20 protein-coding genes are annotated in these 19,305 nt (G+C 62.0%); 10 read left to right on the top strand and 10 right to left on the bottom strand.

Annotation, left to right across the window (positions count from 1 at the left end):
* Position 1: 1 nt before the first annotated feature.
* The 4 genes from KHO33_RS11340 to KHO33_RS11325 form a co-directional block, all read right to left on the bottom strand.
* Positions 2–1,045, bottom strand: coding sequence for a TRAP transporter substrate-binding protein (locus KHO33_RS11340; RefSeq protein ID WP_054034227.1), 1,044 nt, complete (start codon positions 1,043–1,045; stop codon positions 2–4).
* Positions 1,046–1,203: 158 nt separating this feature from the next.
* The gene (locus KHO33_RS11335) at positions 1,204–1,968 is read right to left on the bottom strand and encodes an SDR family NAD(P)-dependent oxidoreductase (protein ID WP_054033623.1); all 765 of its coding nucleotides are present in this window, start codon (positions 1,966–1,968) and stop codon (positions 1,204–1,206) included.
* Between the two features lie 96 nt (positions 1,969–2,064).
* Complete coding sequence (locus KHO33_RS11330; RefSeq protein WP_054033626.1) at positions 2,065–3,063, bottom strand: transketolase family protein; 999 nt, start codon at positions 3,061–3,063, stop codon at positions 2,065–2,067.
* Positions 3,060–3,905, bottom strand: a complete 846-nt coding sequence (locus KHO33_RS11325) for a transketolase (protein ID WP_054033628.1) — start codon at positions 3,903–3,905, stop codon at positions 3,060–3,062. The genes KHO33_RS11330 and KHO33_RS11325 overlap by 4 nt, the downstream gene beginning before the upstream one ends.
* Positions 3,906–4,042: 137 nt before the next feature.
* Here KHO33_RS11325 and gcvA point away from each other — a divergent pair, with 137 nt between their 5' ends.
* On the top strand, positions 4,043–4,933 hold the full coding sequence (gene gcvA, locus KHO33_RS11320) for a transcriptional regulator GcvA (RefSeq protein WP_175049985.1): 891 nt from the start codon (positions 4,043–4,045) through the stop codon (positions 4,931–4,933).
* A gap of 64 nt (positions 4,934–4,997) precedes the next feature.
* Here the strand turns inward: gcvA and KHO33_RS11315 are convergent, their stop codons facing one another.
* Positions 4,998–5,309 (bottom strand): hypothetical protein, encoded by a 312-nt coding sequence (locus KHO33_RS11315; protein ID WP_054033629.1) that lies wholly within the window; start codon positions 5,307–5,309, stop codon positions 4,998–5,000.
* A 134-nt stretch (positions 5,310–5,443) separates the two neighbouring features.
* On the opposite strand from KHO33_RS11315, the gene KHO33_RS11310 reads away from it, so the two are divergent.
* Positions 5,444–6,049 (top strand): ParB-like protein, encoded by a 606-nt coding sequence (locus tag KHO33_RS11310; protein WP_054033631.1) that lies wholly within the window; start codon positions 5,444–5,446, stop codon positions 6,047–6,049.
* 82 nt (positions 6,050–6,131) lie between these two features.
* On the opposite strand, the gene KHO33_RS11305 is transcribed toward KHO33_RS11310, so the two are convergent.
* Positions 6,132–7,823 (bottom strand): purple acid phosphatase family protein, encoded by a 1,692-nt coding sequence (locus KHO33_RS11305; RefSeq protein WP_054033633.1) that lies wholly within the window; start codon positions 7,821–7,823, stop codon positions 6,132–6,134.
* Positions 7,824–8,247: 424 nt separating this feature from the next.
* On the opposite strand from KHO33_RS11305, the gene KHO33_RS11300 reads away from it, so the two are divergent.
* The 5 genes from KHO33_RS11300 to KHO33_RS11280 all read left to right on the top strand — a co-directional run bounded on the left by KHO33_RS11300 (position 8,248) and on the right by KHO33_RS11280 (position 13,402).
* Positions 8,248–9,012: a DUF3348 domain-containing protein gene (locus KHO33_RS11300; RefSeq protein WP_054033635.1), complete on the top strand. Its 765-nt coding sequence runs from the start codon at positions 8,248–8,250 to the stop codon at positions 9,010–9,012.
* 10 nt (positions 9,013–9,022) lie between these two features.
* Positions 9,023–11,638, top strand: coding sequence for a DUF802 domain-containing protein (locus KHO33_RS11295; RefSeq protein ID WP_200565078.1), 2,616 nt, complete (start codon positions 9,023–9,025; stop codon positions 11,636–11,638).
* Positions 11,635–12,282: an OmpA family protein gene (locus KHO33_RS11290; RefSeq protein WP_054033637.1), complete on the top strand. Its 648-nt coding sequence runs from the start codon at positions 11,635–11,637 to the stop codon at positions 12,280–12,282. The genes KHO33_RS11295 and KHO33_RS11290 overlap by 4 nt, the downstream gene beginning before the upstream one ends.
* Positions 12,275–12,958 (top strand): DUF2894 domain-containing protein, encoded by a 684-nt coding sequence (locus tag KHO33_RS11285; protein WP_236074663.1) that lies wholly within the window; start codon positions 12,275–12,277, stop codon positions 12,956–12,958. Before KHO33_RS11290 ends, KHO33_RS11285 begins: the two co-directional genes overlap by 8 nt.
* 150 nt (positions 12,959–13,108) lie before the next feature.
* Positions 13,109–13,402, top strand: a complete 294-nt coding sequence (locus KHO33_RS11280) for a transposase (protein WP_054033640.1) — start codon at positions 13,109–13,111, stop codon at positions 13,400–13,402.
* A gap of 73 nt (positions 13,403–13,475) precedes the next feature.
* Here KHO33_RS11280 and bla read toward each other — a convergent pair whose 3' ends face one another.
* The 3 genes from bla to KHO33_RS11265 form a co-directional block, all read right to left on the bottom strand.
* Entirely contained in the window at positions 13,476–14,309 is an 834-nt protein-coding gene (gene bla / locus KHO33_RS11275; RefSeq protein WP_234476862.1) for a class A beta-lactamase, read from the bottom strand.
* Between the two features lie 170 nt (positions 14,310–14,479).
* Positions 14,480–14,704 (bottom strand): hypothetical protein, encoded by a 225-nt coding sequence (locus KHO33_RS11270; RefSeq protein WP_054033642.1) that lies wholly within the window; start codon positions 14,702–14,704, stop codon positions 14,480–14,482.
* Between the two features lie 131 nt (positions 14,705–14,835).
* Positions 14,836–16,950: a phosphocholine-specific phospholipase C gene (locus KHO33_RS11265; protein WP_200565080.1), complete on the bottom strand. Its 2,115-nt coding sequence runs from the start codon at positions 16,948–16,950 to the stop codon at positions 14,836–14,838.
* 64 nt (positions 16,951–17,014) lie between these two features.
* Here KHO33_RS11265 and KHO33_RS11260 point away from each other — a divergent pair, with 64 nt between their 5' ends.
* Positions 17,015–17,299 (top strand): hypothetical protein, encoded by a 285-nt coding sequence (locus KHO33_RS11260; protein ID WP_200565081.1) that lies wholly within the window; start codon positions 17,015–17,017, stop codon positions 17,297–17,299.
* On the opposite strand, the gene KHO33_RS11255 is transcribed toward KHO33_RS11260, so the two are convergent.
* Positions 17,296–17,715, bottom strand: coding sequence for a hypothetical protein (locus tag KHO33_RS11255; RefSeq protein ID WP_054033643.1), 420 nt, complete (start codon positions 17,713–17,715; stop codon positions 17,296–17,298). The genes KHO33_RS11260 and KHO33_RS11255 overlap by 4 nt on opposite strands.
* Positions 17,716–17,990: 275 nt before the next feature.
* On the opposite strand from KHO33_RS11255, the gene KHO33_RS11250 reads away from it, so the two are divergent.
* Entirely contained in the window at positions 17,991–18,473 is a 483-nt protein-coding gene (locus tag KHO33_RS11250) for a hypothetical protein (RefSeq protein ID WP_234480561.1), read from the top strand.
* A gap of 105 nt (positions 18,474–18,578) precedes the next feature.
* Positions 18,579–19,202: a hypothetical protein gene (locus KHO33_RS11245; protein ID WP_054033646.1), complete on the top strand. Its 624-nt coding sequence runs from the start codon at positions 18,579–18,581 to the stop codon at positions 19,200–19,202.
* Positions 19,203–19,305: the final 103 nt, after the last annotated feature.

The following is a 19,305-nucleotide window of genomic DNA, read 5'->3' as shown; positions in this document are numbered from 1 at the left end:
ATTACCCCAGTTTCCCGACGGACTTCTCCATCAGTCCCCACGCCTCGTCGCCGTATTTGGCTTTCCAGTCGTGATAGAAGCTCGTCTTGGCCAGTGCGCCACGGAAAGCATCGCGGTCGACATCGATAAAAGTAATGCCCTTCTTTTTCAGGTCGTCGCGCAGCGAGAGGCTGAGCCTCGCGATATCCGCGCGTTGCAGCATCGCGGCACTTTCGAATTCACGCGTGACGATCGCGCGAATGTCCGCGGGCAGACGCTCCCACGCGGCGCGATTACCGAGAATCCAGTAACCGTCCCACACGTGCGACGTGAGGCTGATGTACTTCTGCACTTCATAGAGCTTGGCCGTCGCGATGATCGGCAGCGGGTTTTCCTGACCTTCCACCACGCCGGTTTGCAAGGCCGAATACAGCTCGTTGAAATTGATCGGCGCGGGGCCGGCGTCGAGCGCCTTGAAGAGCGAGGTCAGCATCGGCGCTTGCGGCACGCGAATCTTGAAGCCTTTCAGATCGGCCGGCGCGCGCAGTGCCCGCGTCGATGAACTGATCTGCCGGAAGCCGTTGTCCCACACCTTGCTCACCGACACGAGGCCCGACTTGCCGATCTGCGCGCGGATGTAGTTGCCGAGGTCGCCGTCCATCGCCTTCCAGACCGCGTCGTAGTCCTTGAACGCGAAGCCGGTGTTGACGATGCCCGCGGCGGGCGTCAGCGTCGCCAGAATCGACGAGGCCTGGTTGAAGAACTCGACGCCGCCATTGCGCACCTGCGAGAGCAGATCGGTATCGGAGCCGAGCTGATTCTGCGGAAAGAGCTTGATGTCGAGGCGGCCCTTGGTCGCTTCGCGAATGCGATTGATCGCCTCCTGCGCGCGGATGTTGACCGGATGTGTCGGGTCCTGGCCGGTGGCGAGTTTGTACGAAAACTCGGGGGCCGCCATCGCGCTTCGCGAGATGCTCCATAACGGCGCGGCGGCGGATAAAGTCGCACCGGCCTTCAGAAAGGTGCGGCGGCTAATGCCCTGCGGGGCGTTCGAACGGGTTGTCATGGTGTCTTCCTCCAATGCTGGATCGCGCGTCGTTATGGTTTTGGAATCTGAACCGCGGCGGCTGCACGTGTTGCTCGCCGCGGTCGTCTGTTTTCTACTACGTGGTCTCCATCGCCGCCGCCGGCTTCCCGCCCAACGGCCCGTCCTGCCGTTAGGCGTCAGCCGTGAATCAGCATGCCACCGTTCACATCGATCACCGCGCCGGTGATATACGACGACAGATTCGACGCGAGGAACAGGAAGGCGCCGGCCACATCGTCGGGTACGCCCAGACGATTGAGCGGAATGCCCGCGAGAATTTCGCCGCGCTTGTCGTCGCTGATCTTGCCTGCGTTGATGTCGGTCTGGATCAGACCCGGTGTCACGCAGTTCACGCGAATGCCGTCGTTGCCGAGTTCGCGCGCCATCGCTTTGGCGAGGCCCAGCACGCCGGCCTTCGCCGCGGAGTAATGCGGGCCGCCGAGAATGCCGCCGCCGCGCTGCGCCGATACCGACGACATGCAGCCGATCGAGCCGCTCTTCTGCTTCTTCATCTGCGGCACGACTGCTTGCGACAGATACAGCACGCCGCGCAGATTGACGTCGAGAATCCGATCCCAGCTTTCCGGGTCGATCTCAAGCAGCTTGGCAGCCTGCGTAATGCCGGCGTTGTTGATCAGGATATCGATCGAACCAAAATCGGCGACGGTGCGTTCGACAGCAGCCTGGCAGGCGCCACGGTCGGTCACATTGCACACATAGCCGCGATGTTCGGGCCCAATCGACGCAGCGGCTTCGACCGCAGCATTTTCGTCGAGATCGAAAATGGCGATGCGTGCGCCGTGCGCCGCGAACATGCGGGCGGTCGCCATACCGATACCGCGCGGCGACGCGCCGCCGGAAATGACGGCGACCTTGCCGTCGAGTAGACGTGACTCTGACATGATGCTGATCTCCTGAATATGAAGCTTATGGATTGCTGAATTGTTTGCTATCGGTGAGTACGCGTGTACGCGACGCTCACCAGCTTTGATGAACCTTTACCGCAGCCAGCCTTTGATCGTGTCGCACATCGCTTCGGTGGAAATGCCGTAGCGGTCGTGCAAGGTCGGCAACGCGCCCGCGTCGAGAAACGCGTCCGGCAAACCGATCTGACGGAACGGTGGCGTAACGCCATTGGTCAGCAGCACCGCAGCCACCGCTTCGCCCAGGCCGCCGATCACCGTATGGTTCTCCGCCACCACGACAAGGCGGCCGGAGCGGCGCGCTTCGCGCAGCAGCGTGGCGGTGTCGAGCGGCTTGATGGTCGGCACGTGCAGCACGCCTACGTCGACGCGATCGGCGGCCAGCGCCTTCGCCGTTTCCAGCGCACGCATCGTCATGATCCCGGACGAGATGATCAGCACCTCGGCGCCGTCGCGCAGCAGCTTCGCTTTGCCGAGTTCGAACTGATAGTCGTATTCGTCGAGCACGACCGGCACGTTGCCGCGCAACAGCCGCGCATACACGGGCCCACGATGGTCGGCGATGGCCGGCACCATCTGCTCGATTTCGATGGCGTCGCACGGGTCGATCACCGTGAGGTTCGGCATCGCGCGGAACAGGGCGAGGTCTTCCGCCGCCTGGTGGCTCGGACCGTAGCCGGTCGTGAGGCCGGGTAACGCGCAGACGATCTTGACGTCGAGGTTGTCCTCGGCAATCGCCTGATGGATGAAGTCGTAAGCACGGCGCGCGGCGAACACGGCGTAGGTAGTGACGAACGGCTGCGCGCCTTCGTGCGCCATGCCGGCCGCAGCTCCCATCAGCAGTTGTTCGGCCATGCCCATCTGGTAGTAGCGCTCCGGATATTCCTTCGCGAACAGATGCAGGTCGGTGTACTTGCCGAGATCGGCGGTCATGCCGACCACTTCGGGCCGGTTGCGCGCCAGTTCAACCAATGCGTGGCCAAACGGAGCCGAGCGGGTGATCTGCCCTTCACCGGCGATCGAGGCAATCATCGCCGATGTTTTCAAACGCGGTTTCGGTACGGCGGCGCTCATACGGTTCTCCCGGCTTCCAGTGCCTGCAGCGCGAGTTGCCACTCGTGCGCATCGACGCGGATAAAGTGATTTTTCTCGCGCGCTTCGAGGAACGGCACGCCACGCCCCATCCGCGTATCGCAGACGATGATTCGCGGTTGCGCTTCCGGATGCGCGTGTGCTGCATCGAACGCGGCGACGACGGCGGCGAGATCGTTGCCGTCCACGCGCTGCACGAACCAGCCGAACGCCTGCAGTTTGTCGACCAGCGGCTCGAACGCCATGACGCTCGAGGACGGGCCGTCGGCCTGCTGATTGTTGACGTCGACCATCGCGATCAGGTTGTCGAGCTTCCAGTGAGCCGCGGACATCAGGCCTTCCCAGATCGCGCCTTCATCGAGTTCGCCGTCGGAGAACAGCGTGTAGACGCGAGCATCCGAGCCTTTGCGCTTGAGGCCCAGGCAGCGGCCCACCGCGATCGTCAGTCCCTGCCCGAGCGAGCCGCCGGACATCTCCATGCCGGGCGTATAGCTCGCCATGCCGGACATCGGCAGACGGCTGTCGTCGCTGCCATAGGTTTCCAGTTCTTCGTCGGCAATGATGCGGGCCTCGATCAGCGCGGCGTACAGCGCGATGGCGTAGTGACCGTTCGATAGCAGAAAGCGGTCGCGGCCTTCCCATTCGGGGTCGTCGGCGCGATAGCGCATGGCGCGGAAGTAGGCGACGGCGAGGACATCGGCGATATCGAGCGCCTGGCCGATATAACCCTGCCCCTGCACTTCGCCCATGCGCAGCGCGTTGCGGCGAATCTGATAGGCGTGCTCCGCGAGCTGGGCGTACGGCGCGGTTTCGCTAGTGGTCACTGTTTGTCTCCTTGGGGATCGCTTTGCAGGGGCCGCTGTGATGCCGATCCCAGTGACTCAAGCGTAATCTCGTGCTCACACGCGCTCAAACGAATTAAGATGGTCAATGGATGAATTCAATTCACCTAGATGCTGCCATGCACAATCGCGTCACCTTCAAGTCGATACAGGCATTCGAGGCCGCCGCGCGGCTCTCTTCGTTTGCGCTCGCAGCAGACGAACTGTTTGTCACGCCCTCAGCCGTCAGCCATCAAATCAAGCTGCTGGAAGAGCAATTGAGCATTCGTCTGTTTCATCGGCTGCACCGCACGGTGATCCTGACGGACTACGGGCGGCAATACGCTGAGGAAATCACCGCGGCCTTCGCGCGAATCGATTCAGCTACCCGCGAGATTGGGCGCGCCGCCAAGAGCGACATCCTCACGATCCATTGCACGCCCAGCTTTGCGACTCAATGGCTGATGCCGCGCATCGCGCGTTTCAGCGCGGCGCATCCGGATATCGACGTGCGCTTGAACGCCTCTTCAGAGGCGGTGGATCTGATCTCGGAAGCGGTGGATATCGACATCCGCTACGGTCCGAGAAAACTGCAGCCGGCCGGCACGATGGTGCTCGAGTTGCCGCCCGAGACGATCGTGCCGTTGTGCTCGCCCGCGCTGATGGCCGGAGAACATCCGCTGCGCAGCGTCGCGGATTTACCGCACCATGCGCTGATTCATAGCGAGGGGTGTCTGGTCGGATGGAGAGACTGGATGCGTCTTTATCGCAAGACGCGGCTCGATATCGGACGCGGTCCGCGTTTCGATCGATCGTTCATGGCGATCAGCGCGGCGGTGGACGGCTTGGGCGTCTGCCTCGAAAGCCTGCTTCTGGCGCAGCGTGAACTGGAAACGGGGAGGCTGGTGGCGCCGTTCGGTCTGGAAGGACTGCCAGTAAATGGCTATACGCTGAACCTGCTGAAATCTCGCGCCGAATTACCGAAGCTGCATAGCTTCCAGGATTGGCTGTTTGCGGAACTTGAGAAGTGATGCGCGTGCGGCACTGATCCGGCATGCGCAATGCGCTGCCGGTGACAGTGCCGACTACCGGCCTTTAAGATTTGCCTTTGAGGGTAAACGGCGCCAACAGTGACCGTACGTCGACCTGTTGCCCCTGGAGCAGAAGCAGCCTCGCGTGAAGCACCGTGTTCTCGAGAACAAGTTTGGCGGTGCTCAGCAGATACAGCGCGTGGATATCGGAGATCGACATGTTGCCTGCTTCGACCTGGTGGTGACGCTCGACCAGCGAACTCATGACGAGCCGCCTGAGTTCCTGTTCTCCGAATGGAAGGTCCGCGTAGTCGATCGGGTCGTCGGCTTCTACTTCCCGCAACAGTTCCACCAGCGTTTCAGTGCTCACGTCCATGTGCAGGCTCCACGTTGTCGTTCAAGACCAGCATAGCCAAACAGAGTCACCAGCACTGACAGCCTACCGTTTCTATTTAAGGGAGTCCAGCGTGAGCAGAGCAGTAGAATGCTCCGGATACGGAGGGGCACGCCATGGCAAGAATAACGAGTGTCGGCATCGAACAACTGCGTCCGCTGCAGGCAACCGTCGGCATGCTGGAAGTCGATGCCAAACGAAAGCGCCTGCTGGCCATGGATGCAAAGTCTTTGAAAGACTTTCTGAAAAGCGCACCGATTCCCACCGTCATCGGCAAGCATGACAGGCACTACGTCATCGACCACCATCACCTCGCGCGTGCGCTGTGGGATGGCGGCATCACAAAGGCGTTCGCGGAGGTCGTGGAGGACCTGTCGCGACTACCGGACGCAAAGTTCTGGGACGCCGTGATTGAAAGACGCTGGGTACATCCCTACGATGACCGCGGCATCCTGCGAGCCATTTCCTCGATCCCCGATGAGGTTTCCGGCCTCACGGACGACCCGTACCGCAGCCTCGCCGCGTTCGTGCGTGACGCGGGCGGCTATCTGAAGACACCGGAACCCTTCGCGGAATTTCAATGGGCGGACTTTTATCGCACACGCATGCCGATCTGGACGAGCGAATCGCAGTTCAAGGCAGCCGTGGAGCAGGCTGTCCACCTTGCGTGGAGCCCCGATGCCCGGACACTGCCGGGCTTCAAGTCCCGCCGCGTGAAATAGCGTAGCGATAGTCCCGGTGAAGAAACGGTTCGACGCCCCGGCAAATAAATCGCCGGAGCGTCGAACCGCAGCGAAGCGCAACTTATCCGTGTCGCTTCTTCTTCAACTCGATCGTTTCGAACAACTCATAGTTCTGCGTCGGTGTCTGGTCCGCACCCGGCGCGTGGTAGTAGTTCATCGTAATCGTGGTCTCGCCACCCGGATGGCCCGGATCATGGTCGAACACCGCGATACCGTAGCCCGTGCCCGTATCCCGTTGCGCCGACCACACTGCATCTTCAACGGCATCCGCGCTGGCACGCACAAATGTACCCGCGGTTGTCCCGGCAACCGGACGATTCGGCCGCGTGAAAATACGCGCCTGCGGCAAGCCGGTACCGAGATCCACCCCGTACACATCGAGCGGCGCACTCGTGCCGCCACCGCCGAGAATCAGGTGAATCGTGCCGTGACTCGTATCGAACGTCGATGCGCCCGACGACACCGCCGACATCACCGGCCGCGGCTGCAACGTATCGACTACGCGCCCTGTGGCGATATCGGTGCCCTTGTTGTGATTACAGCCGCGCACAGGATAGCTGCGCTCGTAGTCGTGATCATGCCCGCACAGCACCAGATCGACGCCATAGCGATCGAACAGCGGCAGCCACGCTTCGCGGATGCCCTTATCGGAACCGTTGCCGGTCTTCGATGAGCTCAGCGCGTCCTGATGCATCTGCACGACGATCCAGTCGACTTCGTCGTCTTCCGCCGCGCGGCGCAATGTCTTCTCGAGCCAGCGGGTCTGCTCGCCCTCGCTATAGCCACGCACATAGAGCGACGTGCCCGGCTGAATCGGCGGATTGCCGGTGCTCGCCACCGGTACCAGCGGAGCCGGGCCGGCCACGAACGCAGCCGCATCCTGATAGACCACGTCATCCGCATCGAGCGAGATGAACAGCACCGAGCTCACGCGGAAGCTGTACCAACGCCCCTGAAAGCGCGTGTGATTCTCCGGCAGCGTGTAGCGCGAGAGATACGAGGCGAGGCCCTGTTCGCCGTTGTGGAATTCGAGTTCGTGATTGCCCGGACAGGGCATCCACGGACGGTTCGACGCCGAGGTCTGGCAGTTGTTGCCGAAATCGCGCCACACGTCGGGCTGGTGCGTCGGGTTCAGGTTCGCGTAGCAGAGATCGCCGTTGAGCAGGTGGAACAGCGGTTGAAATCGCTCGACGGCCTGAACCGCGAAACGGCTCTGCGGCGACGACAGGACCCAGCCGGTGTTAGGCGTCGCGAGATCGCCGTAGCTGGTCCAACGAAATGGCGCGCGTCCGCGGGGTGCCGTACGGAAGCTCGCGGTGAAGGGCTGAGCCGCGTTGCTGTCGTTGTCGGCGCTCACCTCGTACTCGTAGCTCGTGTCGGCCTTCAGGCCACGCAGACGTGCGTGATAGGTGAACACGACCTCGCCGTTGATGCCATCGGTATAGGTGCTTTGCACGCCGTGCACCGTCACTCTCGCCCCACCGCCGCCGCTTAAGCGCACCTGCGGATTGACCGCCGGCGCCGGCGACGCCCATGACACGGTGACCTCGCTCGTCGGATCGTTGCCCCAGGTCAGGTGGACCTGCTCCGGCGTACCGTCGGGCGCGCCGTTCGCGGCCCGCGCCGCCGACGCGAGCGTGCCCGCGGCGGTCGCGAGGCTCGATGCGCCTGCAAACTTCAGAAAGCCGCGGCGCGAGACGATGGTCGCGCCCTGATCGGTCGGCAAATCCTTGTCGATTTTCTTGTTTGTCATGTCGGGTTTTTGTATGGGGGTGGAAGGTCGGCAACGCGGAAGGCGAGCGCACGGCGCGATATGCGCCGCGAGTGCCGTGCCTGGCCAGGGTGCGACAGAAGTGACAGGGCATCCTAGTCGCGAAGCTATGACAGCGAGATGAAATGGCTAGACGTGGGCGGTGCCGTGCCGCCTCTTTCGGGAGAGACTACACCGCGTCGGCGCGGTGCATCGCGCCGCCCGACCGCCGTGACCATCCAGTCGATAGACGGTGTAGAAGCCGCCCAATTAACGTCGTAAAAACCCTCATGGCGGCCCAAACCACCGCATCGCGATCGGCCCGTTGGCCGCGCTGAAACCCCTCGCTTACCCTGCCCACTCATTAAGGGGCTGCATCCCTCACCCCGTCGACGTGTAAACTGCTGACTTTTTTGACTCTGGTGGTATGGTGCAAGCCCCACAGCGCACAGCTTTCAGTGGCCCGGCGCTCATTCGTTTACTTGCTCGCCTGACGGACGTCGATGTTCCCGAATCCAGCCAGTCGCTTTCGGACCGGCTAAGCCAATGGCTCGGCTGGACCGACGCGATCGCGTTGTCCTCGGCGCTGAGCAACGCTCCGCCTGCCGTCGCCGCCGGCGCACGCGCCTTCAGCGACGCTGAAGAGAGCGAGTGCGCCCGCGTGCGCGCGTCGTTGGCGGATGCCATCGTCGGCGATAGCGTGTTTGCCGTCGCGAGGCGCCGCGGGTCGGCGGCGCAGGCGCTCCCGCAAGGCGCCCCGGCGGATGCGCCGGTCGACTACGCGGTTTTTCGCCAGCGCTACCTCTCCTTGCAGCAGTCGATGGAGACGGGCATCGGCACCCTGCGCGCCCGCCTGCGGGCCATGCTGGCCGCCAGAACGCCCGCCATGGCCCGGCTCGCGGTGGTGGACGCCGTGATGGAGCGAGCGCTCAGCGAGCGCGAGCGGAGTCTGCTGGCCGCCGTGCCCGGCTTGCTCAAGGGGCACTTCGAGCGTTTGCGCGCGGCGGAGCAACAGACGCTGGCCGACGCCGAAGCCTCGGGGGACGCCGCAACCGTCCCGAACGCCACACCTGCCACACCAGGCGCATGGCTGAACACGTTCCGCAAGGATATGCAGAGCGTGTTGCTGGCCGAACTGGATGTTCGTTTACAACCGGTCGAGGGGCTGCTCGCCGCCCTTCGCACCTGCTAACTGGGACACTATGTCCAGATATCTCAATCTCGTTGTTTTTCTGGTCGGTCTGGCCGCGGTGTGCTGGATCGGTGGCGGCTACGTCGGCTCGAATGTGCTGGCGTTGGCGGTCACGCTGTTGATTGGCGCCTGCTACCTGGCAGGCGCGCTCGAACTGCGGCGCTACAGCCAGGCCACGTCCACGCTGGCGCGTGCAGTTGCGGGCCTGTCCGGGCCGCCGCCCAGCCTGGGCGCCTGGCTCGAGCCCTTGCACCCCAGCCTGCGCAACGCCGTGCGCCTGCGCGTCGAAGGCGAGCGTGTGGCCTTGCCCGGCCCGGCGCTGACGCCGTATCTGGTCGGCTTGCTCGTGTTGCTGGGTATGCTCGGCACGCTCCTCGGCATGGTGGCGACCCTGCGCGGCACCGGCCTGGCGCTGGAAAGCGCGACGGACCTACAAGCTATCCGCGATTCGCTCGGCGCGCCGGTCAAGGGACTGGGCTTCGCGTTCGGGACGTCGATTGCCGGCGTGGCCACATCCGCAATGCTGGGACTGCTTTCGGCGTTGTGCCGGCGCGAACGGATCGATGCCGCGCAGATGCTCGACGTGAAGATCGCGACGACCTTGCGCATCTACTCGCAGACCCATCAGCGCGAGGAAAGCTTCAAGCTCCTGCAGCGGCAGGCCGAGGTGATGCCCACGCTGGTGGAGCGTCTGCAGGCAATGATGACCGCCATCGAACAACAAAGCCTCGCCTTGAACGAGCGGCAGATCGCCAGCCAGGAAGCCTTCCACGGCAGGGCCGAGGCCACCTATACGCGCCTTGCTGCGTCTGTTGAGCAGTCGTTGAAGGAGAGCGTCGCCGAAAGCACCCGCGCCGCCAGCGCGGCGCTGCAGCCGGTCATGGCGGCCACGCTGGCGGGTCTCGCGCGCGAAACGGCCGCGATGCACGACACCGTCACGCATGCCGTGCAGCAACAGTTGGATGGACTCTCGACTGGATTCGAGGCAAGCACTTCCACCCTCGCGGGCATCTGGAGCAAGGCACTGGAGGGGCAGCAGCGATCGAACGAGGCGCTCACGCAGCAGTTGGGCACCTCGCTGGATCGATTCACCGAGACTTTCGAGCAACGCTCGGCTGGCCTGCTGGATGGCGTCTCCGCGCGCCTCGAGGCAACGGCGGGCAGCGTGTCGGCAGCGTGGAACGAGGCGCTGTCACGGCAAGAACAGGTCGGCGAGAAACTGGCGGGACACAATCAGCAAGCTTTGGCGGCCGCCGCTGCAACCTTCGAGCAGCACTCGGCGTCGCTGCTAGCCGCAGTGGGTCAATCGAATACGGACTTGCAGACGGAATTGGCCGCGCACGACCAGCAACGATTGGAAGTCTGGACCGAGACGCTTGGTTCGATGGCCGCTACGTTGAACAAGGAATGGGAGCAGGCGGGCACGCTTAGCGCGAGCAGGCAGCAGGAGATCTGCGACGTACTCGCACAGACCGCACGCGACATCTCCGCTCAAACTCAGGCACATGCGAGCAGCACGATTGCTGAGATCGACCGGCTCGTGCAAGTGGCTGCGGATGCCCCCAAGGCCGCCGCAAACCTGCAGGCGGAACTCGCCGCGCGAGATCAGCAGCGACTGGAGGCTTGGACCGCGGCACTCGGTTCGATGGCCGCTACTTTGAACAAGGAGTGGGAGCAGGCAGGCACGCTTAGCGCGAGCCGGCAGCAGGAAATCTGCGAGACGCTGGCGCAAACCGCGCGCGACATCTCCGCTCAAACTCAGGCACACGCAAGCAGTACGATCGCCGAGATCGACCGGCTCGTGCAAGTGGCGGCGGACGCCCCCAAGGCCGCAGCAAACCTGCAAGCGGAACTCGCCGCACGGGACCAGCAGCGGCTGGCCGCCTGGACCGAAACACTCGGCTCCATGGCCGCGACACTGACCAAGGAATGGGAGCAAGTTGGCACACGCAGCGCGAGCCGCCAGCAGGAAATCTGCGACACGCTCGCGCAAACCGCACGCGACATCTCCGCTCAAACGCAGGCCCACGCGAGCAGCACGATCGCCGAGATCGGCCAACTCGTGCAAGCCGCGTCGGAAGCTCCGAAGGCCGCAGCCGAAGTCGTCGCCGAATTGCGTCAGAAGCTCTCCGACAGCATGGTCCGCGACACCGCGATGCTGGACGAGCGTAGCCGCCTGCTGGCAACGCTGGAAACCCTGCTCGATGCCGTCAACCATGCATCTACCGAACAGCGCACGGCCGTCGACGCGCTCGTCGCCACGTCAGCGGATCTGCTGGATCGTGTCGGCACCCGTTTCACCGACAAGGTCGAACTCGAAACCGGCAAGCTGGGCGCGGTGGCCGCACAGGTCACCGGCAGCGCCGTCGAAGTGGCAAGCCTCGGCGAAGCATTCGGCGCGGCCGTCCAGGTGTTCGGCGAGTCGAACACCACGCTCGTCGCGCATCTGCAGCGTATCGAAGCCGCGTTGGACAAGTCCCTCGCGCGCAGCGACGAGCAGCTGGCCTATTACGTTGCCCAGGCGCGAGAAGTCATCGACCTGAGCATGATGTCGCAGAAGCAGATCGTCGAAGACCTGCAGCACCTCGCGGGCAAGCGGGCGTCTGTCGGAGCTGAAGCGGCATGAGCGAGGAAATCGACGGCGGCGTAGAGACCACGGCGCCCATCTGGCCCGTCTTCGGCGACTTGATGTCGGTGCTGCTGGGCGCGTTCGTGCTGATTCTGGTGGGCGTCATCGGCGTGCAACTGGAACTCTCGACGAGGCTCGAGCAAGAGGTCAAGCAGCGTCAAATGGAAACGCAGCGCCGCAAGACCCTGGAGCAGGCGCTGGCAGGACCGCTGGCCGCGGGCCGGGTCACGCTGGTCAACGGACGCATCGGCATCAACGGCAGCGTGTTGTTCGCACTGAACTCCGATCAATTGCAGCCCGAAGGCCGGGACGTTCTGAAGAGCCTGGCGGGGCCGCTGTCCGCTTACCTCCGGGCCAATGACGAGATCCTGATGGTGAGCGGCTTTACCGATGACCGGCAGGTGCGAGAGGCTAACCGTCGCTTTGCCGACAACTGGGAGCTGTCGGCCCAGCGCGCGCTGACGGTGACTCGTGCGTTGATCGATGCGGGCGTTCCCGCCTCGTCCGTATTTGCGGCCGCGTTTGGCTCGCAGCAGCCCGTCAGCACGAATGCCGACGATCAGGGCCGCGCCAAAAACCGGCGCGTGGAAATAGCACCGGTTCCGCGGCCTTCGAGCGCAACGGTGAAGCCTCGTGAGTAGTGTGAGTCATACGAGTAGTGGCGCCGGCGAGGTGACAGGCGGCGCCCGGGCAACGCTCGACGCATGGCGCGAGCGCGGCGCCGATCGCATGGATCCCATCCGCTTTCATTTCATCGAAGCGCTGGATCGGCGGGCAGCCGGTCATAGCGGTGAGGCGCGGCGTCTCCTGGATGAGCGACTCGCCAAACTGATCGAGGCCTATGCCATTGATCTCGAGCGCGCTGAATCCAAGGCTGACGACACCGACGCCAAGGCATCCTCAGGCGATCCCGCTCGCGGCACGCTGGTTGGACTGATCGACTACATCGCCAATCATGCGACTGCAGACGGTGACGGCCTCACAGCGGGCAGCGCCACGCCTCGGCCATCGTCTTATCCGGAACTGGAGGCGCTCGATTACTTCAGGGAGACCTGGTCCAAGGTCCGGTCCGAGAAACAGTTGCGGCAGTCGCTGAAGAAAGCGCCGGGCAATGCGGGTCCGCTCAACTCGAGCAGCCTTGTGCATCGATCGCTCTCGTTGATGCGTGAGTTGTCGCCGGGATATCTCCAGCAGTTCCTGTCGTACGTCGACGCCTTGTCGTGGATGGAGCAGATGAACGGCGGCGGTGCATTGCCTGCCAAAGATGCGCCTCGCGCCGCAAGCGCCAAAAAGAATACCAAGGCCAAATCGCGTTAGCGCGACGGCCGATCCGACGAGCTCCTGGTCCATCACAATCCAGCCAAAAGCAATCCTCCGGTCTGCGCCGCTTTAACATCCGAAATCGCAATTTAGAAGACAGCCTCTACTTGCGATAATCAGATTGTACTGGCTGGTTAAAATCTGAAAATGTTCGAATCCCCGCTGTCTGACGAAGATTGGCAACGCATCGCCCACCTGTTCCACCACGACACCACCCCGAGAGTCGGCCGGCCACGGCGAGATCCGCGCGAGATCGTCAACGCCATACTGTGGATCGTTCGCAATAACGAAAAGTGGCAGCGTCTCCCCGCAAGTTTTCCGCCATCGCAAACCTGTTACATCAAATGGCTGGAGTGGCGACGCGCCGGCATGATGTCGAAGGTTTTTGCCGAACTCGGCATGAGCGAGCAGTTGGAATGTTCAAACGGTACGCAATGTTGAAGTGGTGAAACAGGACAGGAAGAAGCGGGACGCCGCGGATCACATCCATCCGCGGGTTGCGCTTGTCAACGCGTCACGCCCGATCCGCTGTCCACTTCACGAACACTGCACCGACCTCCCGCAAGACAGCCTCCCGAGCGGGCATGTCAAGCGCGGGCGCATCGTAATAGGCCGCGATCAAAAGCGGCGCGCGTCCGGGTGGGCGAACGATCGCATAGTCGTTGGTTTCTTCTTCCACGCTGGTTCCGGGCCTGTCACCCGCTACCCAGTCCGGCGGTAACGCTGCGCGGAGCCGGTTCAAACCCGGTTTGCAGGCAATCATCCAGTTTTCCAGCTGCGTACGTGATTGGGGACTCAGAACATTTCCCAAGAGAATTTTGCTCGCCGAGTTAGTGATCGAACGAGGCGTAGTGGTATCGAGCACACCGCTATTTTTGTTCGACTCGGGTTCGTACCGATCGGAACGCGTCACGGTATCGCCGAGACCGCGAACGAATTGCGTCAAAGCGGCGGGACCGCCGACGCTTCTCATCAACAACACGGCCGCCGTGTTGTCGCTCACTTCGACAATCGCCTGGCACAGTGCGCCCACCGACATCGCGCCTTCTGCAACGTGTGCCTTCGTCACAGGCGACGTAAAGATCAGGTCCTTCTCCGTGTACTTCACAAGACGGGCAAGATCCTCCGTGCCGGCATCCACGCGCGATAGCACCTGTGCGGCGAGCAGTCCCTTAAAAGTGCTGCACATCAGAAAGCGTTCGTCAGCGCGATGCGCCAAGGTTCGGCCTGAACCGGTATCGATAGCGAACACGCCAAGGCGTCCGCCATTGCGGCGTTCGATGTCAGCTAATGGAGAAGCGTTTGCGGCCAGGGTGGAAGTAACGCGAAGGCTCAGGAGCAGTGGCAACCCGAGCGTCAGGGTCCTGCGTGTCGCAGAGATGGTCAAAGAATCGTCCTCAAATCAATTCGCTCACAACAACCACGCGGCGGATGGGAACGATCAGGCATATCACGTCCCGGCTCACCATAAAAAACGGGCCAGTCCTAAGTAGGACTGGCCCGCTCACAGCGCAAAAATCACGTCTGAGGATTCGTACCGTCTGCGGCCTGAGCGTTGTCGGCGTCGTCCTGCTTCTCGCCGTCTTTCTTCTCGACCAATCCCTCCAATGCACCGGCGCCTTCAAAGCCTGCAACCGCTGCAATGCCTTTCGTTAGCAGACCTGCGTCCGGATCGACTTTTTCTGCTGCTTCAACGGCCGCTACTGCTCCAGCGATCTTGCCTACTTCGTCCAAGAGTCCCATTTCGCCCTCCGCGAGAAAAAGTGAAATGCCATCCTCTCACGAACTTCGTGCCTTGTCGCCAAATGTAAAATTGACTTACCACTTTGCCGCCGACTCGAAATGACATTGAAAGAAATGTCCACTCCGCAGGCCTAAATTGCCTTCGTCACCGGCGCAGTGGCAGCCGGATCGGTGATGCTGGTGTGGCCTGTTTCCACGTGACCTGCAATGCGCCGCAACCAGCTCGCATTGCCTGCAACAGTCAATTGAAAGTCATACCACTGGCTACTGCATGACAGATCCCAATGCGCCTCCACACTGCTCGCCGCAGGCACGGTAACCGTGCGCGGCGCCTGTCCGTAGGCAACGTCGGCCACGGTGACCGTGAGCGGCGTAGTGTCCGCATTGGATAGCGTGACATAAACGTTGCCGTTGGCCACGTCATAACAGGTCACGACATCCGGCTTTGCCGCAGCATCCGCAGTGGACGAACCCGCGAAGCGCCGGAAGTAACCGTTCGGGCCATAGACGTTCACCAGATAATTACCGTTCGCGTCGAGTGCCCACGTATCGGTCAACTGCTTGCCGGCCTCGACGGTATAGCGGCGCGGCATCGCAGTCGGGTCGCCCGTGTACACCCAGAAATGCGCGCCCTGCGTACCCGTGTTCGCAAACGTCAGCGCATACCCTTGCGACTGCAGCTTCCCGTTCACATGCAATTCGTACGGCAGCGCCCGCGCGGGACGCGTGCCCGCCTCCTGCGCCGCCACCAGTTGCTGAGCCGTGCTGGCCGGCGCAGCCTGCGCGGTGGACCGCGCGCATTGCAGATCGGCCTGCGCGACGTAGGTTTGCGTATTCGGCAGCGACGGTACGGTCGAATCCGATTTCGAAAAGTCGAGCGCCGTGGTCAGGTCGCCGCAAATGGCGCGGCGCCACGGCGAGATATTGGTCTCGACTACGCCGAAACGCTTTTCGATGAATTGCAGCACCGACGTGTGATCGAACACCTGCGAGCAGACGAAACCACCCTTCGACCACGGCGACACAACCGTCATCGGTACGCGCGGCCCGAGGCCATAAGGCAGGTTGTCGGCGGTATACGTGCCGGCCTGCGTCGCGGTCACGACGTTGTGCCGTTCGAGCGAGATGTCGACGGTGCTCATGCCCGAACCGGGCACCGTAGGCGCCTGCGGCGGCACCACGTGATCGAAGAAGCCGTCGTTCTCGTCGTACATGATGAACAGGACGGTCTTACTCCACACGTCGGGATTCGACGTCAGCGCGTCGAGGATCGTCGAGATGTAATTGGCGCCGTAGAGCGGCGTGAATTTCGGATGCTCCGAATACGCGGCGGGCGGCAACAGCCAGGACACTTGCGGCAATGCACCGGCCTGCACGTCGGCCTTCAACTGTGTCAGCGTGCGCGTGCTCATCCCGCGGTTTTGCAGCGACGAACCCGCCGGTGCGTTCACGAAGTTCTGGAACGAGGCCAGCATGTTCGTGCCGTAGTTGCCGGAGAAATTGTCGAAACCGGTGCCCTGCTGATAAATCTGCCAGGAGATGCCGACCGTTTCCAGCCGCTCGGGATACGTGGTCCAGTTGAAGGGCTGCAGTTTGATCGTATCGAACTGGTTGTCGATGTAGTCGGTGTTGTCGAGTAGCGGCCCGCCACCCGTGGCAAGCGGGTCGACCATCCCCGTCATTAGATACATGCGGTTCGGGTGCGTGTTACCCGGGATCGAACAGAAGTAGTTGTCGCACACCGTGAAGGCGTCGGCGAGCGCGTAGTGGAACGGAATGTCCTCGCGCACGTGATAGCCCATCGTCATGTTGGTCTTCTGCACGGCCCACTTGTCGGCACGGCCGCTGTCGATTGCGCCGTGCGTGGTGGCCCACGTATGCGGCAGACCGCCGATACATTGCGCGTTGACGTTCGGATTGGTCGTGTCGTAGCGGAACGGCGCGATCACCTTCGTCTGATCTTCCTGACGCGGCTGGAACCATACCGGCTGGCCGTTAGGCAGCGTCACGGGGAAACGGTCGTTATAACCGCGCACGCCGCTCAGGTGACCGAGATAGTGGTCGAACGAGCGGTTCTCCTGCATGAACACGACAATGTGCTGCACGTCCTGAATCGTGCCCGTGACCGAACTCGGCTCGATAGCCAACGCCTTGCGAATCGATTCGGGAAACAGGGTGGTGGCGGCAGTCGCGCCAGCCAGTCCGGCGGACAGCTTCAGAAAATCTCGACGAGTTTTGGTGACCATGCGATGGACCTAATTTGAATTCTGGACTCAGGAGGCGGGCGGGACGAAGCCAGGAGGGCAACTCATGCGCGCGTTCACAACGGTGGCGTTGCCGCATGCTGCCTTGACCGGCGTGGACGATACGCCGTCGCTGCATGCGCTGAGTAGCGCTGCCGCAGCGATAGAACAGATGAGCGCAAAAAGCCGGAATGCCGACGTCGGCATGGAGGTCTCCGTGGGAATGAATGACGGACGCGATCGCGCGTCGGCAGCCACCGCGCTCTGGCGCAAGCGGTGCCGAGACAATAGTTTCGATTTATTACATGCGAGTGTCGTGCTGGAAAGCAGATGGACTACGTGTAATCGCTAGCGCCTGGGTGGCTGCGGGTTATTTGCCGGATTGGTATCGAACCGGGCGACGCTTTTAATGCCATCGTCACTGACGAGTGACGTCAATTCAGCTTCCATCACGTCGGTGATTTCCTTGCCGTATATCTCGTCGCCATCCACATAGACCGTGAATGATTGCAAGTACTTCGCTTTCTTCTCCGGGTTCTCAATTGTCTGCCGGGTCCATTGATAAAGCGGATAGTTTTCCAGGCCCTGCTTTTCCGCTTCACTCACGTAGTCGGCGAAAGCGTCGAACTGACATTTCAAGGTCGCGTTGTGCTGGCGCAGCACATTGCGAAGCGCTGTATGCGAAGCGCCCGCCGGGTCTGTGCGCAGATCGTTTGCAAGTTCGGGCGAGACGGTGATTCTTAGCTGGTATTGCCAGGTGGGTTCCATGTGGACCTCGGTATCGAATCATGAGCACACGCTAGCGGAGATGAGTCGGTGCTATTGGCAATAGCGCAATTTGCTGGCATGAACCGGTTAATGCCGAATTACTCCGCCGATACATCTCGCATAATAATATTACGTAAAGCTTTCAATTGAAAAGAGAATAACTCTTCTGTCAATTTTTCTCCGGACTTGCCGATAACACGTGAACTGCCTTTACATAAGCGTCGAGGCGGTCGGCCACCTCATTTTGACCATAACCAAAGAGGCATTTGAAGCCCATGTTTGCTCTGCGAAGGATTCTCCTTTTAGCCCCGATTGCCGCGCTCGCCGCATGCTCGGTTGTCGCGCCGCCCTATTCGGCTTCTGTCGACAATATCCAGACGCTGAAGAACGCATCTCCCGTGGCAACGCGTCTCGGCGCTTTCACCAACGACCCAGCCGACGGCAATCACTCATCGGTGCAACTGCGTGCAAATAGCATGCGCTCGCCCGTTGGCGATTCGTTTGCCCAATACCTTTCGAGCGCTCTACAGCAGGAACTGACGATCGGCCGTGCGCTTTCACCCGACGCCAAGGTCGAACTAAGCGGCGTGCTGCTGAAGAATAACGTCGATGCCAACATCGGTACAGCCACGGGCACGATCTCCGCGCGCTTCATCGTCAAACGTGGCGCCGAGGTGCGATACGACAGCGTGAAAACCGCCACGACGCAATGGGATTCGTCGTTCGCAGCCGCGATCGCGATTCCGCGAGCGACCTAGGAGTATCCGCTCATCGTCCAGAAACTGCTCGCGTCGCTCTATGCGGATCCCGCGTTCATGCAAGCCATCCATTAATCCCTCTTTTCTCAACGAGCAGAAATCATCATGAAGCTGACGCACTTTATTCGCAGTATCGCGGTCACCGGCGCCATTGCGTCGCTCGCAGGTTGCGCGCACGACATCACCATCTCCGGCGACCCGGCAGCGCTCACAGCAACATCTACTACCGCAGCAAACTCGACAGCGCAAACGCAGCCGATCAACAAGACGGTTGGGCTCGTCATCACCGACGAACTGCGCGCAAAGGAAGTTGTCTCGCCAGGCGGTGGTGGCGACAAGGTGGCCTACAAACCGTATCGCGATCTGGAACTCCCGATCTACGTCGAACTCAGCCAGGTGTTCAGCAATGTTGTTAAGCTGAATGCCGCGCCTGATCAGGCAACCGTCCAGGCAAAAAGCCTGAGCTATGTCGTCACACCGACCATCTCGACGACATCGTCGTCGCCGAGCCTCCTGACCTGGCCGCCGACCGACTTTTCGGTGACGCTCGTGTGCACCGTGACAGATCCGACCGGCAAGCTCGTGACGAAAAAAGAAGTGACCGGCAACGGCCACGCGGAGTTTGGCGAATTCAAGCGCAACTTCGGTCTCGCCGCACAGCGCGCGACGATTGACGCCGTGCAGAAGTTGCAGGCAGCCATGCAGGATTCGCCGGAACTGCGCCAATAAGAGCAGACCGCCATGATCGGCGCCCGCTGGATTCAGCGGGCGCATCGCCTTAAAGCTGCTGTCAGACAAGCAGTCCATCAGCACACTGCTCGCAATCCAGCAG

The organism is Paraburkholderia nemoris (assembly GCF_905221015.1).
Classification (GTDB): domain Bacteria; phylum Pseudomonadota; class Gammaproteobacteria; order Burkholderiales; family Burkholderiaceae; genus Paraburkholderia; species Paraburkholderia nemoris.
Note: the sequence above shows the minus strand (reverse complement) of the source record. Positions and strands in the feature narration are given on the sequence as shown.

Coding starts and splice junctions, on each gene's coding strand:
- KHO33_RS11340 (WP_054034227.1), bottom strand. CDS start 1,045: ATGACAACCCGTTCGAACGCCCCGCAGGGCATTAGCCGCCGCACCTTT.
- KHO33_RS11335 (WP_054033623.1), bottom strand. CDS start 1,968: ATGTCAGAGTCACGTCTACTCGACGGCAAGGTCGCCGTCATTTCCGGC.
- KHO33_RS11330 (WP_054033626.1), bottom strand. CDS start 3,063: ATGAGCGCCGCCGTACCGAAACCGCGTTTGAAAACATCGGCGATGATT.
- gcvA (WP_175049985.1), top strand. CDS start 4,043: ATGCACAATCGCGTCACCTTCAAGTCGATACAGGCATTCGAGGCCGCC.
- KHO33_RS11315 (WP_054033629.1), bottom strand. CDS start 5,309: ATGGACGTGAGCACTGAAACGCTGGTGGAACTGTTGCGGGAAGTAGAA.
- KHO33_RS11310 (WP_054033631.1), top strand. CDS start 5,444: ATGGCAAGAATAACGAGTGTCGGCATCGAACAACTGCGTCCGCTGCAG.
- KHO33_RS11305 (WP_054033633.1), bottom strand. CDS start 7,823: ATGACAAACAAGAAAATCGACAAGGATTTGCCGACCGATCAGGGCGCG.
- KHO33_RS11300 (WP_054033635.1), top strand. CDS start 8,248: ATGGTGCAAGCCCCACAGCGCACAGCTTTCAGTGGCCCGGCGCTCATT.
- KHO33_RS11295 (WP_200565078.1), top strand. CDS start 9,023: ATGTCCAGATATCTCAATCTCGTTGTTTTTCTGGTCGGTCTGGCCGCG.
- KHO33_RS11290 (WP_054033637.1), top strand. CDS start 11,635: ATGAGCGAGGAAATCGACGGCGGCGTAGAGACCACGGCGCCCATCTGG.
- KHO33_RS11280 (WP_054033640.1), top strand. CDS start 13,109: ATGTTCGAATCCCCGCTGTCTGACGAAGATTGGCAACGCATCGCCCAC.
- KHO33_RS11270 (WP_054033642.1), bottom strand. CDS start 14,704: ATGGGACTCTTGGACGAAGTAGGCAAGATCGCTGGAGCAGTAGCGGCC.
- KHO33_RS11265 (WP_200565080.1), bottom strand. CDS start 16,950: ATGGTCACCAAAACTCGTCGAGATTTTCTGAAGCTGTCCGCCGGACTG.
- KHO33_RS11260 (WP_200565081.1), top strand. CDS start 17,015: ATGCGCGCGTTCACAACGGTGGCGTTGCCGCATGCTGCCTTGACCGGC.
- KHO33_RS11255 (WP_054033643.1), bottom strand. CDS start 17,715: ATGGAACCCACCTGGCAATACCAGCTAAGAATCACCGTCTCGCCCGAA.
- KHO33_RS11250 (WP_234480561.1), top strand. CDS start 17,991: ATGTTTGCTCTGCGAAGGATTCTCCTTTTAGCCCCGATTGCCGCGCTC.
- KHO33_RS11245 (WP_054033646.1), top strand. CDS start 18,579: ATGAAGCTGACGCACTTTATTCGCAGTATCGCGGTCACCGGCGCCATT.